The organism is Orenia metallireducens, assembly GCF_003001995.1.
Taxonomy (GTDB): domain Bacteria; phylum Bacillota; class Halanaerobiia; order Halobacteroidales; family Halobacteroidaceae; genus Orenia; species Orenia metallireducens_B.
In genome coordinates this window covers 22933-37231 of sequence record NZ_PVNB01000036.1, presented here as the reverse complement: position 1 = coordinate 37231, position 14299 = coordinate 22933, and the positions used below count along the sequence as shown (strand labels likewise).

The 14299-nt window shown below is 32.3% G+C and carries 23 protein-coding genes; 1 reads left to right on the top strand and 22 read right to left on the bottom strand.

All coding sequences use genetic code 11. The annotated features are described in order from the left end of the window. From BX659_RS16890 to BX659_RS16870, 5 genes are all read right to left on the bottom strand, one after another. Positions 1–746: sodium:calcium antiporter (locus tag BX659_RS16890; RefSeq protein ID WP_097019456.1), on the bottom strand; the 746-nt coding region annotated here is incomplete at its 3' end. 144 nt (positions 747–890) lie between these two features. Further along, positions 891–1130: a hypothetical protein gene (locus BX659_RS16885; protein ID WP_097019455.1), complete on the bottom strand. Its 240-nt coding sequence runs from the start codon at positions 1128–1130 to the stop codon at positions 891–893. Between the two features lie 94 nt (positions 1131–1224). Further along, a complete protein-coding gene (locus BX659_RS16880) occupies positions 1225–1890 on the bottom strand; it encodes a glycosyltransferase family 2 protein (RefSeq protein ID WP_253250813.1) in 666 nt (221 codons plus the stop codon). Positions 1891–1947: 57 nt separating this feature from the next. Further along, complete coding sequence (locus BX659_RS16875; RefSeq protein ID WP_243832509.1) at positions 1948–3063, bottom strand: S1C family serine protease; 1116 nt, start codon at positions 3061–3063, stop codon at positions 1948–1950. A 569-nt stretch (positions 3064–3632) separates the two neighbouring features. Continuing rightward, positions 3633–4292, bottom strand: coding sequence for a DUF421 domain-containing protein (locus BX659_RS16870; RefSeq protein WP_097019453.1), 660 nt, complete (start codon positions 4290–4292; stop codon positions 3633–3635). Between the two features lie 328 nt (positions 4293–4620). Between BX659_RS16870 and fliE the strand changes: the two genes are divergently transcribed. Next, positions 4621–4908 (top strand): flagellar hook-basal body complex protein FliE, encoded by a 288-nt coding sequence (fliE, locus tag BX659_RS16865; RefSeq protein ID WP_097019452.1) that lies wholly within the window; start codon positions 4621–4623, stop codon positions 4906–4908. 120 nt (positions 4909–5028) lie between these two features. Here the strand turns inward: fliE and BX659_RS19160 are convergent, their stop codons facing one another. From BX659_RS19160 to BX659_RS16790, 17 genes are all read right to left on the bottom strand, one after another. Next, positions 5029–5205 (bottom strand): hypothetical protein, encoded by a 177-nt coding sequence (locus BX659_RS19160; protein ID WP_166667973.1) that lies wholly within the window; start codon positions 5203–5205, stop codon positions 5029–5031. A 25-nt stretch (positions 5206–5230) separates the two neighbouring features. Next, positions 5231–6136, bottom strand: a complete 906-nt coding sequence (locus BX659_RS16860; protein ID WP_097019451.1) for an Rpn family recombination-promoting nuclease/putative transposase — start codon at positions 6134–6136, stop codon at positions 5231–5233. Between the two features lie 141 nt (positions 6137–6277). After that, complete coding sequence (locus BX659_RS16855) at positions 6278–6463, bottom strand: ribbon-helix-helix protein, CopG family (protein ID WP_097019450.1); 186 nt, start codon at positions 6461–6463, stop codon at positions 6278–6280. A gap of 110 nt (positions 6464–6573) precedes the next feature. Then, positions 6574–7179: a JAB domain-containing protein gene (locus BX659_RS16850; RefSeq protein ID WP_216358853.1), complete on the bottom strand. Its 606-nt coding sequence runs from the start codon at positions 7177–7179 to the stop codon at positions 6574–6576. Between the two features lie 62 nt (positions 7180–7241). Then, entirely contained in the window at positions 7242–7781 is a 540-nt protein-coding gene (locus BX659_RS16845) for an antirestriction protein ArdA (protein ID WP_097019449.1), read from the bottom strand. Between the two features lie 230 nt (positions 7782–8011). Further along, complete coding sequence (locus tag BX659_RS16840) at positions 8012–8458, bottom strand: hypothetical protein (protein ID WP_097019448.1); 447 nt, start codon at positions 8456–8458, stop codon at positions 8012–8014. Between the two features lie 24 nt (positions 8459–8482). Further along, positions 8483–8953, bottom strand: a complete 471-nt coding sequence (locus BX659_RS16835; RefSeq protein ID WP_097019447.1) for a hypothetical protein — start codon at positions 8951–8953, stop codon at positions 8483–8485. A 21-nt stretch (positions 8954–8974) separates the two neighbouring features. After that, entirely contained in the window at positions 8975–9130 is a 156-nt protein-coding gene (locus BX659_RS19155) for a hypothetical protein (RefSeq protein ID WP_172432004.1), read from the bottom strand. A gap of 53 nt (positions 9131–9183) precedes the next feature. After that, positions 9184–9405, bottom strand: coding sequence for a hypothetical protein (locus tag BX659_RS16830; RefSeq protein WP_097019446.1), 222 nt, complete (start codon positions 9403–9405; stop codon positions 9184–9186). Further along, the gene (locus tag BX659_RS16825; protein WP_097019445.1) at positions 9398–9607 is read right to left on the bottom strand and encodes a hypothetical protein; all 210 of its coding nucleotides are present in this window, start codon (positions 9605–9607) and stop codon (positions 9398–9400) included. The genes BX659_RS16830 and BX659_RS16825 overlap by 8 nt, the downstream gene beginning before the upstream one ends. Before the next feature lie 19 nt (positions 9608–9626). Beyond that, on the bottom strand, positions 9627–9911 hold the full coding sequence (locus BX659_RS16820) for a hypothetical protein (protein WP_097019444.1): 285 nt from the start codon (positions 9909–9911) through the stop codon (positions 9627–9629). Positions 9912–9967: 56 nt separating this feature from the next. Next, positions 9968–10786 carry a hypothetical protein gene (locus tag BX659_RS16815; protein ID WP_097019443.1) on the bottom strand — a complete coding sequence of 273 codons (819 nt, stop codon included), beginning with the start codon at positions 10784–10786 and terminating at the stop codon, positions 9968–9970. 2 nt (positions 10787–10788) lie between these two features. Continuing rightward, complete coding sequence (locus BX659_RS16810) at positions 10789–11412, bottom strand: hypothetical protein (protein ID WP_097019442.1); 624 nt, start codon at positions 11410–11412, stop codon at positions 10789–10791. A 1-nt stretch (position 11413) separates the two neighbouring features. Beyond that, positions 11414–11896 (bottom strand): hypothetical protein, encoded by a 483-nt coding sequence (locus BX659_RS16805; protein ID WP_097019441.1) that lies wholly within the window; start codon positions 11894–11896, stop codon positions 11414–11416. Then, positions 11897–12505 (bottom strand): N-acetylmuramoyl-L-alanine amidase family protein, encoded by a 609-nt coding sequence (locus BX659_RS16800; RefSeq protein WP_097019440.1) that lies wholly within the window; start codon positions 12503–12505, stop codon positions 11897–11899. It lies immediately after the preceding gene. 14 nt (positions 12506–12519) lie between these two features. Further along, complete coding sequence (locus BX659_RS16795) at positions 12520–13794, bottom strand: right-handed parallel beta-helix repeat-containing protein (protein ID WP_097019439.1); 1275 nt, start codon at positions 13792–13794, stop codon at positions 12520–12522. 13 nt (positions 13795–13807) lie between these two features. Beyond that, positions 13808–14290, bottom strand: coding sequence for a hypothetical protein (locus BX659_RS16790; RefSeq protein WP_097019438.1), 483 nt, complete (start codon positions 14288–14290; stop codon positions 13808–13810). Positions 14291–14299: the final 9 nt, after the last annotated feature.

Here is a 14299-nt window from a genome sequence, read left to right as displayed (position 1 = left end):
CCTACAGCCATATCATAAGCATTGATTCTAATTGCTGAAATAGATGCAACAACCTCAGGTAATGAAGTAGCAGCCGCCACTAAAATTGTCCCCATAAAGGTCTTATCTAGACCACTTAAAGTGGCAATCTTATCACCTGAATAAGATAAAAAGATACCTGCAATTACAATTATTATAGCTGAGATACTAAAACCTATAATTGCTTCTTTTAATGAAGTCTCTAAATCAACTAAGCCCTCTTCTTCCTCCTCTTCAAGTTGGTGTTTCTTTTCATATCTAAAGATCAATCTAGTACCCACTAAATATGTAGCTAAGATAGCCAAACTACCTAATCCAACTCCCAAAAATTCAAGGTTTAAATCAGTTAAATAATTTGCCAAAATAAATAAAGTAGCTAAACCTGATAATAAAATTCCCAATAAAGCCGATAAAATATGTTTAGAATGAACCTTTAACATAAAAGGTCCTGCCCCATGAAGCAAGTCTACTAAAGCTAAAATCATTAAATTAAAGGTATTACTACCAAAGACATTACCAATAGCAATATCAGGAGCACCAATAATTGAAGCTGTAGAGCTTGTAACAACCTCTGGTAAAGAAGTAGCACCAGCTACTAAGATACTCCCAACCAAGGCTTGCCCTAACCCTGTTTTAATAGCTATCACATCACCATAATCTGATAATTTAGTTCCTGCTAAAATAATTGCAACTGCTGAAATTAAAAATATACTCCATAATTGTAACAAATAAATCCCTCCATTTTTAATTAAACTATTTAACTAATGAGATTAATAGACTTTGGACACATTATTAAATAGATTATTAATTGTCCCCAAATTAAAACTTAAATAGAATCATCTCAGACCAATACTTATTGGTCTGAGATGATTCTATACTTTTTGATTTAATTTTTCAAAAAATATCTTTGAATCTTCTAAAAGAGAACCTTTAGCTTTATTTTCATAAGCCCTTTGTAGGTTAAACCTTAGCTTATTTAACATCTCTTGTCCTACTTTAGCATGGTATTTAATTGAAAACTCTTCTTCACACTTTTCACAAACTATATATCTAACACCTTTAAAAATACTAGTAATTATAATCCCAGTTGAACCACACTTAGGACAGTACATCCTACCACCCCTTAGCTAAATTAAATTTCTTAACAATAATCTAAGAACTAAAATAATATTAGTTAACAGCATAATTTAACTTTTAATTACCTTTTTATTTCATCATAGAACTAACACTGCTATAACTTAATTTATTTCTTTTAAAGTATCTAAAAACTTGCCAATACATCTTTATTCTAGCATAAAAACCTTTAATCAATCCCATCTTGTCCTCTTTAATACGATGACTTAACTCTGGTAAGATTACCTTTTTAATCTTCCAACCTTGCTCAAGAGCAACTTTAGTTAATGCCATTTCAGCTCCAAATTTAGCATCACTTAAATCATCACACTCTTTAATTAATTCCTTTTTTAAAGCTCTTTGTCCAGTCAAATAGGGCGTCAACCTTTGGGCAAAATCAGTATGCCCCCTGCCATTATCAAAAAGACCACAGCTCATATCTACTCCTTCTTTAAAAACAGGTTCAACTAATCTTTTGATGTGATCTACTTGTAAGTTAATCAAATCTCCATCTAAAAATACTATAACATCACCTTTAACATTATTAACTCCTATCTCCATAGCAGCACCTTTACCATAATTTCTAGGTAGGGCAATGGTTTTAACCTCACACTCTAAAGCATACTCTACAGTATTATCTGTTGAACCATCACTCACTACAACTATCTCTTCAAATATATTCGATTTTTTTGCTATATGAATTACTCCTTTGATCGTTTTTTCCTCATTATAAGCTGGAATTACTAATCCAATTTTCATTATTGCCCCCCTATTCACATAAAATATCCTCCTAGTTAACTAGGAGGATACTAGTTTCTATTTAAAATTAGTAGGTAACTCCTTTAAAATAATAGTAATTGGTTTTAATTCGCCACTATTACCCTTCATTACTAATAATTTTAGTTCGTTTCCAATCCCCACTTTTTTAATGATTCTACTTAAATCACTCATTTCCTTTATCTTTTGGTGATTAGCCTCGATAATAATATCATTATTACTCAATCCTGCCTTCTCAGCTGGACTATCTATGATTACTCTAGCAATAATAACTCCATTCTCTACTGGTAAATTATAATAGTTAACTAACTCCTTATTAAGTTCAGTTCCATAAATACCAAGCCATGGTCTCTTTACCTTACCATATTTAATTAAATCCTCAGTGATCTCTTTAGCTTTGTTGATTGGAATAGAAAATCCAATCCCTTGAGCATCATTGATAATAGCAGTATTAATTCCTATAACCTCACCTTGACTGTTCAATAAAGGTCCTCCACTATTACCAGGGTTAATAGAAGCATCAGTCTGGATTAACCCCTCTAATAATCCACTATTATTACCAAGATTTATAGTTCTATTTAAAGCACTGACTACCCCTGTCGTAACAGTATTACTAAACTCTACGTCAAAGGGACTACCAATAGCAATGGCAAGTTGTCCTGCTTTCAGTTGATTAGAATCTCCTAGTTTAGCCACTGGAAGGTCTTTAGCATCAACCTTGATTACTGCTAAATCATTTCTAGGATCTCTACCTATCAGTCTAGCCTCTACCTTTCTACCATCTGATAATAAGACCTTAATCTCATCAGCATTATCAATTACATGATTATTAGTTAAAATATACCCTTTTTTATCAAATATAAACCCAGAACCAAGACCTTTTCGCTCTTTTGGAAAAGGATAGTATCTATGTTCTTCGACCTCTGTAATCTCTTTGGTTACTATACTTACTACACTAGGACCTACCTCTTTGACCACTCTCTTAATTGCCTCTTCTTTAGGTATAACTAACTCTTCTATTACCTCTTTTTGAGTCTCTTTAGAGTTCCAAGTAGCTTCTACCGATGATTGAGATAATAGAGAATTTCCTATTAAAAAGCCTAGAATTAATATTAAAGCATAGGTTAATACTTTTCCTCTTCTTCTCATTATCATTAAAAGCTCCCTCCTTTGTATTTCATTAAAGATTATAGCAGATATCTTTGACAAAAATATGACGGATGCTATAATTAAATAAGAGAGAGGGCTGACATATGTCAGCCCTCTCTCTTATTTAAAATTTATTTTAAATTAGTATTCTCCACCTAAAAGTAATAAGATTAAAATCAAGAAGATTACAAAGACATAGCTTCCACCTTCAGCTCTATTACCATAATCACCCACTAAAATCCCTCCTTTCTGATATAATCACTATATATTATGTAACTATTCCAGATTGTGTTAATTTAATTTTTTCTGCTTTCATCACAATTTCGACAAAAAAGGATGTTATAGTAAATATTGAAGAGGGGCTTTACTTATCTTTAAATTTTTTAACCTCCATTAATTATTTATATATTAGCACCTTATTAGTCAGGTGATTATTAACATAAGAGGATAAGAATACGATAATTTAATAATCCATAATTATTTTAACAAAGAGAATCCAGATCTGGATTCTCTTTTCCTTTGCTAGTATCTTTCTTTGAATTCATTAGCTTTAAAGATACTGAAGGTTTATTAGGTTATCTTAAACTTAAATATAGCTGATCATCCATACTCTCCACAAAAGCATAAATTACTTTTCTAATATCCTTTATTCCTTCTTCTTCTAATTTGTCTTTTAACCATTTCTGATTTTTATTAACTAACCTTAGATTCTTCTTTTGTACAATTCCATCAATAATTAAAGCTATTGGTATTCCTTCATCCTCTGCTTTAATATTTAGATCTGCCAAAGTAACAGGGCGGGCTGAGCTGACTGGTATTATACTGATATTTCCAGTAGGCTCTAAAATAGCATAATTAACCTCACTAAGCTTAGAGTAACCATTGTTTCTTAAGATAGCTAATAATTGAATCAAAGAGATATGCTCTTTTTCCAGATTATCTTCAACAATCTTACCTGCTTTGATTAAAATAGTAGGCTCACCTAATAACAGTTTATTCATCTTCTGATTTAAAGTTAGCTTGGCAAAGATAACATAAAAGAATACTAAAGCTATTAAACTAATAATACTTGGCATCACTTTTGTACTAATCAAAGGCTCAGCAGCAATAGTTCCTAAAGTAATAATTGCTATTAAGTCATAAGGAGTTAACTGTACAATACTAGACTTGCCCATAAAACGGGTTAAAGCAATACTTAGGATAAACATTATAAAAACCTTTAGAATTATCTCCATTTAGTATTCTCCTCTAAAAATTTTAGTAATATAGCCTTAGTTTGTTCTAAAAAGTTAAATAATATCATCGTCCACTCCAAATGATTATCTAATTTGAATTTTTATCATATTTCTGTCACAATTTCCCCTTATAATCTATAAATAAGAGATTAGCTTAATATTAATACTTGATACTATAGAAAAGGAGAGGCAACTTATTTGTGCAAGAGATTCTAGCAACTCAGATACAGATAATGAAAGAGTAAAAAGGCTATTTCTGACTTATCTTATCAAACAGGTCAAGGCAAATAATACTTATCAGTTAAAGGATTTATAAGGAGGGATTCTAATGAAAGTTGATATCCTTAATTTAAGCAGCAAATTAGAAGTTAGTCCTACCTCTCAGACTAAGAATTATCCTACGTTTAGTCAAAGCTTAAAGAACTCCTTAGCTAAAGTAAATCACTTACAACACCAGTCTAATCAGGCAGATATTGATTTAGCCTTAGGTAGGGCAGAAAATATTCATAATGTGATGATTGCTGCTGCAAAAGCTAAAATATCTTTAGAGTTAACAACAGCAATTACCACTAGATGTATAGATGCTTATCAAGAGATTATGAGCATGCAAATTTAAGTACTAAGATTCTTAAAAACAAGAAATATCAATATATAAAAACAAAAACTACCTAAGTTAACTTAGGTAGTTTTGATTATCAAACTTAACATGTAATTGCTAAATTCATTATCTAAAAAATCAATGTTGAGCTTGTTCCTTAATCCTTTTTATCTCCTCTCTTGACAACTCAGTAACCTCTACTATATCATCTATATCCATATTCTTTTTTAATAACTTCTTAGCAACTTTCACCATACCTTCAGAAATTCCTTCTGACTTACCTACTTGATAAAGATTAGTCAGCTCTTTAGCCATCAGCTAATCCTCCAGCAATATAATATTAATGTTGAGTTCTTTCTTTAATTAATTTTATCTGTTCTTCTGATAATTCAGTAACTTCCATTATATCATCTATATCCATTTTCTTTTCTAATAGCTTTTTAGCTACTTCTAATTTTCCTTCCATCTTACCTTCTATTTTTCCCTCTAATTTGCCTTCTGACTTACCCACTTGATAAAGATTAGTCAACTCTTTAGTCATAATCTCATCGCCTCCGATAGTTTCTTTAATATCATCTCTAAATCTTAATTCTAAGTCATTAGGTAAAAACAAGATTCCATCTAGGAACTCAAAAATATTTTTAATCTTTTTCTTACTATAACCTCGATCTAATAATAATTTAAATAACTTCTTCTTAAACTCATACCTTAAATCATCTTTTCTTTTACTCTTTAACGTATATAATCCCGCTAAAATTACCATTGCAAAAGGATTATCTAACTTTAATAATTCTGCTTCCTCTTGTTCCAAAATCTTATAACTATTATATTCATAATTTAACTTTGTTCCATGAAATTCATAATCAAAACTACTTGGCTTATAATCTGCTGTATCCTCAGTAAAGATAGCTAAAGCCACAATCTTTCTATCATACTTATCATAAATCCGATAAAAATATTTAAACATTCTATCACTAAAATCAGCTTCATAATATCCTTGTACCTCTAAATGAACTAAAATCCAATTCTCTCTACCATCTTTTAAGTAAACCTTAACCAATCTATCAGCCATCTTCTTGCCCTTTAAAGTCTTATCCATTATCTTGGCTAACTCATTATCTAAAAACTCATAACCTTGACTAAAATCAATCTCCTGATATAGCTTAGGCATAAAAAACTCTAAAAAGTCCTCAAATAACTCTTCAATAATCTCTTTCCATAATAAGTCGGGCGTCTCTCGTACCATTTACAATTCCCCTCCAACATCATTAACTATAATCCTATTATATCATATAAAGACTATAGATAAAGAAAATAAAAATAACACCAATAATATGCTCATATAGCTAAAAGCCACCAGCTTCAAGCTGATAGCTTCTAATTGAATTTAATCATAATGTTTATCCAAATACTCACTTACTGCATCCCTAATTACTTCTGCCATCTTCTTATTTTCATCTAGTGCTATCTGTTTTATCTCTTTATGGTCTTTCTTATATAAATAAGCTGTTGTCTTAACTAAGCTTAAAGGGTCATCATTTCCCTTTACTGAATAATCATATTCCTTAGCCATCCTTAAACACTCCCTAGTATTATAATTATAATATTTATATCAATATTATAACTTCTACACTTCATAACGTCAATAGATTCATCTGATACTTTTAGCAAAAAAGCACAGGATTATAATAAATCCTGTGCCTTGCTCTCAAAATATCCTCCATTTTTTAAACTTAACATTCTATCATTATAGCCTATAATTAGATGGTCTAATAACTCTATTCCTATTATCTCCCCTACTTCTGCTAACCTTTGAGTTGTTTTGATATCATCTTTAGATGGCTTAATATTTCCACTTGGGTGGTTATGGGCTACTATAATAGCTGCTGCATTATTTATAATTGCTCTTTTAAATACTTCTCTTGGGTGAACTATAGAACTGTTTAAATTTCCATGTGATACAAGATGGCTACCTATTACATAATTTTTACTATCTAAAGCTAGCATTATAAATTGTTCTTCTGCTATATTCTCTAAATCGTATAACTCATTAATAATATCCCTTGCGTGTTGTGGATTTCTGATTTTGGTACTCTGATTAATTTTAATAGCCTTTCTAACTGCTTTTAATTCTATCATATTAATTGAAGATGTATTCTCTTCTTGCTCCTGTGGCTCTTCCTTCTTGACTTCCTGCTTCTCTATTGGAAACTTAATCACCTTGGCTACTTCCTTGACCTCTTTAGATTCTTTATTATTAAGATTATTAAATAAGTTTAGTTGATCCATTGCTTTAATTCCTCCTAGAATATTTTTAGTGCAGGTTTTAGGAGAACCTGCAAACCTCTTTACTATCTATTAACCTTTACAGCTACCCTATTTACTCTATCTATTACCCAACCGTCATGCCCTGCTTCTCTGCCTATATACTCATAATCTAAGTAATTTTCTACCTTGTCTAATTCTTCTTTACTTAATCCTAGCCAGTTAAATTCGTACACTAATTCCAAGCCTAATTCCCTTTCATTACTGACCTCATACAAAATAAAATAGTCTTCATCTTCCAAAATTACTTCCTTAAACTCTTCTTTAGTGCTGACACAATCAGCCAATAAGGATATTACCTCTTTATCAAGTCCACTCTCTTCTACTAACTCCATAAATTCATTGACTTCATAAGGGCTAGCCCACTCCCCAAAATACTCATATAATAAGCCACAACAATCATTATAATCTGCTATGTGATACTCTTCATCATTATAAGGAGTGTTTAGCACTTCCTTAATGGCTTCTTTAATCCTTTCGGTAGTAGTTGGTAGCTCCACCCACTTAAAACGTAACTCTCCCCTGTTATAAGCTCCTAGATTCTGTATTGCGATAGCGTTTTCCATTAGTTTGATTCCTCCTAGATTATTTTTTGTTTGAAGTCTTGACGTCAATAAATAAAGTAAAAAAATAATTTTTAAATCTTATATCCATATTATATCTTTTTGACTTCTTGACGTCAATAGAAAATATTTCTTATAGATTTTTTGAGAATGTATAGATATATAATTAACTAATAAAAGTCTGGATTTAAATCCAGACTTTTATCTTTAATCAGAAAACACCTTATCCCCTCCTAAAAGTAACTATAATAATAAACATTAATATAGTTATCCTCTATTAGAGTACCACCAAAAGAAACTACTCTATCATTTTTTAAATCATAACCACCAACTACAAAGACTATATCCCAATACCCTTGTGTTATTAAAGGCTTAGCTGTTCTAAATCTAACTGTATAACTCTCTTGGGGGCTTAAAGTTATTATCCCTGCTCTAATCTCACCCTGTGCTGTATTAGTAGGTACAGAGCTAACAGAATCAAAATATCCTACCACTGGTTCAAACTCTGTATATCCTAAGCCAAATTGGGCTATATCAAAAAAAGAATAGACTCTATGATTTACCCTACTGGTAGCACCATAACAATAAAAGCTTCCACTATGCTCACTATTGTTCACAATCGTTAGTTCTAAGATGAATTGAGGACTTGAATCAAATCTAAGGTTATATCCAACACTCACATTATAAATCCTCCTATTCTTTGATTATACAGTTCCGATAAATTCAAGATTACTAAGTTCACCAGTTGGAGGTACATACATCTCAAATATATCTTCTACAATCAAAGTATCCTGTAAATTTTCAAAAGCTCCCGTCTCTGCATTATAAATCCCAGTTTGAAAACCAAGGTCAAAAAATCCAACTTGATTAATCACCTCAGTATCAAAGCGAATTGTAACCGACTGTCCCGCCTCTACATTAATTATTCCAGCAAGACCACCATTACTAAATCCTGCATTTACTATGGAATCAAAATCAGCCGCTAAAGCCAATAACGGATAAGAAACATCAGCAATATCAATATCTGTTATTGAGCTAACAGCCCCTTCAACAATCCCAGTAACCCCTTGCACATAAAAAGTTCCTACCCTATCACCTGTATTGGTCAAAGTAATTTGAATCCTGATTGCATTAGGGATTGGTGGGTCAAACACACTAAGCTCTGAAATAGGCATTCTAAAACCTCCTTCACTTTATTATTCTGGTCTATGGACTATCGCATCACCAATAATTGCTCTAGCACCATTACTAGGCTGAGCTACTGCACTTCCTTGAAATAAGAATAATGCTCCTACTCCAACCCCTAATAGAATCAAAGGGATAAAAGCACCCTTAGAATTACTTTTAGCCATCTTAGCACCTCCCTATTAAATTAGGGGCAACTATATATAGCTGCCCCCATCTATCAATCTCCTAATAGCTCTTTAGGTAATAAACCTTTCTTTTTTATACTATTTTTTGCTCTCATATAGCCATCATAACCTGCTTCTGCTAAGGCAAAGTCTAAAGCTTCTACTCCTTTAACATTACCTAATTCATAGTCTTCATAGACTTTACAGAGTGTTTGCTTTCTTTCATTAATACATAGCTCACGAAGAATAACTTGACATATAGGGCATTTACTCATTTTTAAGACCTTCTTCTTTCATTTTTTGACTAACACAAGCATTCATAGCCTGAACCCTTTCCATACCTTCTAATTCTTCTGTACTCAAAGCACACTCTCTACTTGCCTGTGCTAGTTTATCAGTATATTGCTTTAAATGTTTAGGTATTTCACCTTTTTTATATGGTGTATTTCTAATGATAATCTGCTTTTCTTTACCCATCTTATCACCTAATATTCTATTATTCTGCTACACGTGGTAATTGTCGTTGCCCTCTACCTCTACCACCTAGTCGATTAGATACACAAGCATTCATTGCTCTAACTCTATCAGAGCCTCTAAGACCTTCTGTCTCTCTAGCACAAGCTCTGGCAGCTCTAGCTAAATCATCAGTATAACCTCTAAGATGTTCTGGAACTTTCCCCTTAGGAAAACTTGCCCTCTTAATTGAAATCTGGTCTTTAGCCCAAGGAACTGACTTATAAGCAATAGCATTATTCAACTCATTTAAAGGAATCCCAGCCACAATTATCATCTCCTTAAATTTTATTTATAATTAAACCATTATCAAACAATGGTTAATTATCTTCCTATTATAAATGGTAAACTAATAGTCCCAAGCAAAGGTAATAAACTACCTAAACCAACTCTTCTTTGCCCTTGATTTGGTGCTGGCAATGGAGTTTGAGGAGCTACATCATCTAAGCCTTGAACAACTGGCTTTTCAAAGATAACTTGAATCGCTAATTCACTATCTTGAGGTGAGAATCCAGAACCATTTATTGCCCCTACTATAGCATAAGTACCAGCATTTAATTGAAAGCTTCTTTCTACTTCAAAGAAGTTATAATCTGGCTGATGTAAATAAGATACATCTGTACCTGTTCTAATTACCTCTGAATCTTCAACCCCTCTATAAACACCATTAAAATTACCAATTAGCTCAGTCCCAATCACATCAGTAATCACATACAAAGGAGTATAACTCTTATATGCTCCAACAGTACCACTTACTCTATAAGTAACCTCTTGGGGATAAAGTAAATGAAAGAATCTAACTCCTTGATTAAAGCCAACTAACTGCATAGTTTGGCTAGTCAATTCTGTTTCTGTTGGCTCAGTTATTGTGCCTGTTAAAACTGGCGATAATGCTTCTCTATCTATTAATTGTTGGCGAATATTATTTAATATCTCTTCCATATCATTAGTAGCTTGGTCTGGATAATAAGCCTGTTGCCTTCCAATATCGTATATAAACCCTAAAATATCCTGAGCTATACTACTTTGTTGCTGCTGTGCTGTTGATGTGATTCCACTACCTACTGCTATATCTTCTTGACCTTCTGAATATATAGCTTCTAATGGGACACTTGAGACCTGATTAAACATTGCTGAAGGCATATCTATTCACCCCCTTTTTGCCTAATCCTTGAATAGATATCTGCTGATAAACTAGCAGCTGTTTCAAGGTCAGAAGAAGAGTTAATCCCATTTAAGACCTGTTGCCTCAACCTTCTTACTTTAGGTAAGGCTTCTCTAACTATTTCTTGCTCATCTACAGGTGAATTTTGAATCTTTTCTGGTGTCCAATCAAACCTTTCCAACATTACTAATTCTTCTCCTGAAGAATCCAATCTAGTAATTACCTCTGGATGGGCTACTCCATCTTCTCTAGCAAACCTTAAGGCTTCATTTAACATTCCTTTGACTGCTAGAAGATGTGCTCTAGCACAAGCAATACAGCTAGTATCTACTGACATCTCAGGGGCATAATTTGAGTAAGGTTCTTCCACCTCTTCTGTATCTTCGATTACTTTATCATTAAGATTATCTAAAGTTATATTGTTAGTAGTAGTTAGTTTTGAAATTTCTTCTGCTTCATGATCAATCGCTTCTTTAATCTCATCAAGCTTTTTTATAGCTTCCCTTATTATATCCCTATGTTTAGTTGCTCTATTTCTTGTTAGAATTGATTTACCAATCAGATTTATTCCTTGTAATAATAACAACTGACTCAACCTTGCCAATCTATTCACCTCCCATAGTAAGCAAGAAACCAATACCTACTAAAGCTATAGTTCCAACTACTATTGCATTTCCTCTTCTTCTCATTCTTAGTTCTTGACAGATAAATAAATCAGCTCTAGTATTCTTCAAACCGACAAGTAACTGAAAAATATCCTCATATTCCTGATAATTAATTCTAACAGGAACAACTTCATCACAATCAAGTCCTAAATAAGTATAGGTTTCACAACCTGCAATACTCTCACCAGTTATCTGGAATAATTCATAATCAGGTAGCCTGCCAAAATCATTTCTAAATTGAAGCATTGCATTTAATAATAATTGGGCTGTCTGTTCTCCATATTCACCATCTACAGTTATTGCTTCTATATCATCTTGGGCTACTCTCTGATTTAATGCTTCTTGTAAGCTCTCTATAAACTCTCCTTCATAAGCTATTAGATTAGGTGGTATTCTTACAGGAAGTGCAGGACAAATAGCCATTTAACCACCTCTTAAAAATCTTCTTATTGCTAAAAATATACCTTCGGCAGCATACTTTTGATAATTAAAACTCATCATCTTCTCTTCCCATCTAGGATTAGTTAAAAAGTTACATTCACATAAAACAGAAACCATATCAGTACTATTTAAAACTGCTAGATTATCTCTTAATTTAGCCCCTCTATTTTCAGTCTGCAATTTAATTGCTAGATACTCACTCATTATAATAGCTAACCTTTCTGATCCAGCTCTATTAGGTGGATATAAAACCTCTGTACCAACTACAGCAGGTTCATCTGTTGCATTGTTATGAATTGAAACGAAAATATCTGCATTAAATCTATTAGCTTCTAGTCCTCTTTCCACATTAGCTACAAATTGATCATTAGAACTTCTACTCATTTTAACTATTGCCCCAGCCTGAACTAATAAATAATACAATTCCCAAGCAATCTCAATATTTATCTCCTTCTCAAAAACATTATCCTCAGGAGCAAAGATACCATGATAACCTGTAGTCCCTAAATTATCTCCACCATGACCTGCATCAACAAAGATTTTATAACCATCTAACCGCCCAAAGACCCTTGGACTAATATAAAAAGCCATACTATCAAACCACCTTAAACAGTTGTTCTATTTCCAGGATTCTTACGATTATTAGTACCATTATCTTGAAAGTTAGCTGTCTCTCCACCTTCTATTAAATCATTATTAGTTACAAAATTATTAGCAGTATTAACACTTAAAAAGATTCCATATTGTACTGTTCCTGCTGATACTGCTTTATTAGTTTGAACATTACAAAATTCAGTTATAGAACCTGTACTACCTACAAAGTTGAAGTTGTTATAAGTTGTAGCTGCTGATACTGAATTGTGCCTTGCATGATTAGATATAATATTACAGTGATCTATGTTAGTAAAACTAAAGCCATGCTGACCATTATCTAATACTTGATTAGAAGTTATATCTGAACTTGAAGCCCCTGTAACATTCATTCCACTTAAACTATTACCTTCCATTAAATTAGCTGTTACAGTCGAAAAATTGACATTACTTAAAGCCATACCATTACTAACATTATTAATTAAGGTACTATCTGATATAACAGTCTTATCACAATCTAATAGCAATAGACCATTATCTCCATTATTTCTAGAAATATTATCTGTTAAATTTCCATTATCAGAAAACAGGATTGCAATACCAGTCTGAGCATTATTTATACATAAAGAACTACGGACAAAATAAGGTGCAGTCAAACTTTCAATGTAAATACCGCCGCCACCATTATTAAAACAGGCAGTAGAATTAACAGTACAACCATCTGAATTAACTATACTAACTCCATTATCACCATTGTCAGTACACCGACAATCATTAATAGTTATATTATTTCCACCATCAACATCTATCCCTCTATTATTAGCATTGATAACTTTACAATCCCTACAGGTTAAACCATCTATATTATAAAATTTCATGCCATTCATTACACCTGAACTTTGATTAGCCCTATTCATATCTATATTTAATTCTCTAATAGTTATATTAGTATTAACTGCTGATAAGTCACCATTCTGTAAAGCATTTATATCAACATTAAAGTTATCAGCTATAGTAATTAAAGTAGAATTAGAGCTTCCTTCTAATTTAACATTGTCTTTGAGCTTGATTGGACCCGAAATAATATAAGTCCCTTCAAGTAATTTTATTTCACCACCATTAGGAGATAATTGATTGATAGCTTGATTAATTACCACTTCTGCATTTACACTTCCTTGAGGGACTTTAAAGTCTGCTCTATCTGCATTTTTAGAGTCTGGAGCAGAAACTACAAAAGTAACTGGCACACTAAAGCTAACATTTCTTAAGAGACTAGGTATTCTTGCCATTAATTATCCCCCCTTAAAGTGTAATCGCACCAATATTAACTACTTTAAGCCTTGCCCCATCAAAATCTGAACCTGTCCGAAATCCATAACTCTGTATATTAGTTGATATAGTATCTCCTTGCCTTAAATAAATTGCAGTAGAGAAACTGACTTTCATACTATTTACATCAATTCCACCAGAATAATTACTTAACCATTCCTCAGTTGTCATTGTAGCACCAAAGCTAGGATTTATATTTAATCTTAAACCCTCTGTACTTCCGTTATCTAACTGTGCATAAAAATCAACACTTAAAACAACTTGATAAATCCCATTAGCAGGAATAGTTATTAAACTTGGATTTGCTGGATTCCACATATCAGAAGTATCATAAACTTCTGTGTCATAAGCTATGGTATGGGTAGTACCTCCTATATTATCAACACTAACTGTAGAAACCACTTCAAGATAATGTACTTCTTCTGTAGCTCCCCTTAAACTTGGAATTACAGGCATGATAATTTC

Bases quoted from the DNA above. Each gene is read 5' to 3' on its own strand.
- BX659_RS16880 (WP_253250813.1), bottom strand. From the start codon at position 1,890: ATGAAAATTGGATTAGTAATTCCAGCTTATAATGAGGAAAAAACGATC.
- BX659_RS16875 (WP_243832509.1), bottom strand. From the start codon at position 3,063: ATGATAATGAGAAGAAGAGGAAAAGTATTAACCTATGCTTTAATATTA.
- BX659_RS16855 (WP_097019450.1), bottom strand. From the start codon at position 6,463: ATGGCTAAGGAATATGATTATTCAGTAAAGGGAAATGATGACCCTTTA.
- BX659_RS16805 (WP_097019441.1), bottom strand. From the start codon at position 11,896: ATGGCTATTTGTCCTGCACTTCCTGTAAGAATACCACCTAATCTAATA.
- BX659_RS16845 (WP_097019449.1), bottom strand. From the start codon at position 7,781: ATGGAAAACGCTATCGCAATACAGAATCTAGGAGCTTATAACAGGGGA.
- BX659_RS16800 (WP_097019440.1), bottom strand. From the start codon at position 12,505: ATGGCTTTTTATATTAGTCCAAGGGTCTTTGGGCGGTTAGATGGTTAT.
- BX659_RS16885 (WP_097019455.1), bottom strand. From the start codon at position 1,130: ATGTACTGTCCTAAGTGTGGTTCAACTGGGATTATAATTACTAGTATT.
- BX659_RS16850 (WP_216358853.1), bottom strand. From the start codon at position 7,179: ATGGATCAACTAAACTTATTTAATAATCTTAATAATAAAGAATCTAAA.
- BX659_RS16790 (WP_097019438.1), bottom strand. From the start codon at position 14,290: ATGCCTGTAATTCCAAGTTTAAGGGGAGCTACAGAAGAAGTACATTAT.
- fliE (WP_097019452.1), top strand. From the start codon at position 4,621: ATGAAAGTTGATATCCTTAATTTAAGCAGCAAATTAGAAGTTAGTCCT.
- BX659_RS16795 (WP_097019439.1), bottom strand. From the start codon at position 13,794: ATGGCAAGAATACCTAGTCTCTTAAGAAATGTTAGCTTTAGTGTGCCA.
- BX659_RS19155 (WP_172432004.1), bottom strand. From the start codon at position 9,130: ATGGCTAAAAGTAATTCTAAGGGTGCTTTTATCCCTTTGATTCTATTA.
- BX659_RS16830 (WP_097019446.1), bottom strand. From the start codon at position 9,405: ATGAGTAAATGCCCTATATGTCAAGTTATTCTTCGTGAGCTATGTATT.
- BX659_RS16870 (WP_097019453.1), bottom strand. From the start codon at position 4,292: ATGGAGATAATTCTAAAGGTTTTTATAATGTTTATCCTAAGTATTGCT.
- BX659_RS16825 (WP_097019445.1), bottom strand. From the start codon at position 9,607: ATGGGTAAAGAAAAGCAGATTATCATTAGAAATACACCATATAAAAAA.
- BX659_RS16815 (WP_097019443.1), bottom strand. From the start codon at position 10,786: ATGCCTTCAGCAATGTTTAATCAGGTCTCAAGTGTCCCATTAGAAGCT.
- BX659_RS19160 (WP_166667973.1), bottom strand. From the start codon at position 5,205: ATGGCTAAAGAGCTGACTAATCTTTATCAAGTAGGTAAGTCAGAAGGA.
- BX659_RS16835 (WP_097019447.1), bottom strand. From the start codon at position 8,953: ATGCCTATTTCAGAGCTTAGTGTGTTTGACCCACCAATCCCTAATGCA.
- BX659_RS16860 (WP_097019451.1), bottom strand. From the start codon at position 6,136: ATGGTACGAGAGACGCCCGACTTATTATGGAAAGAGATTATTGAAGAG.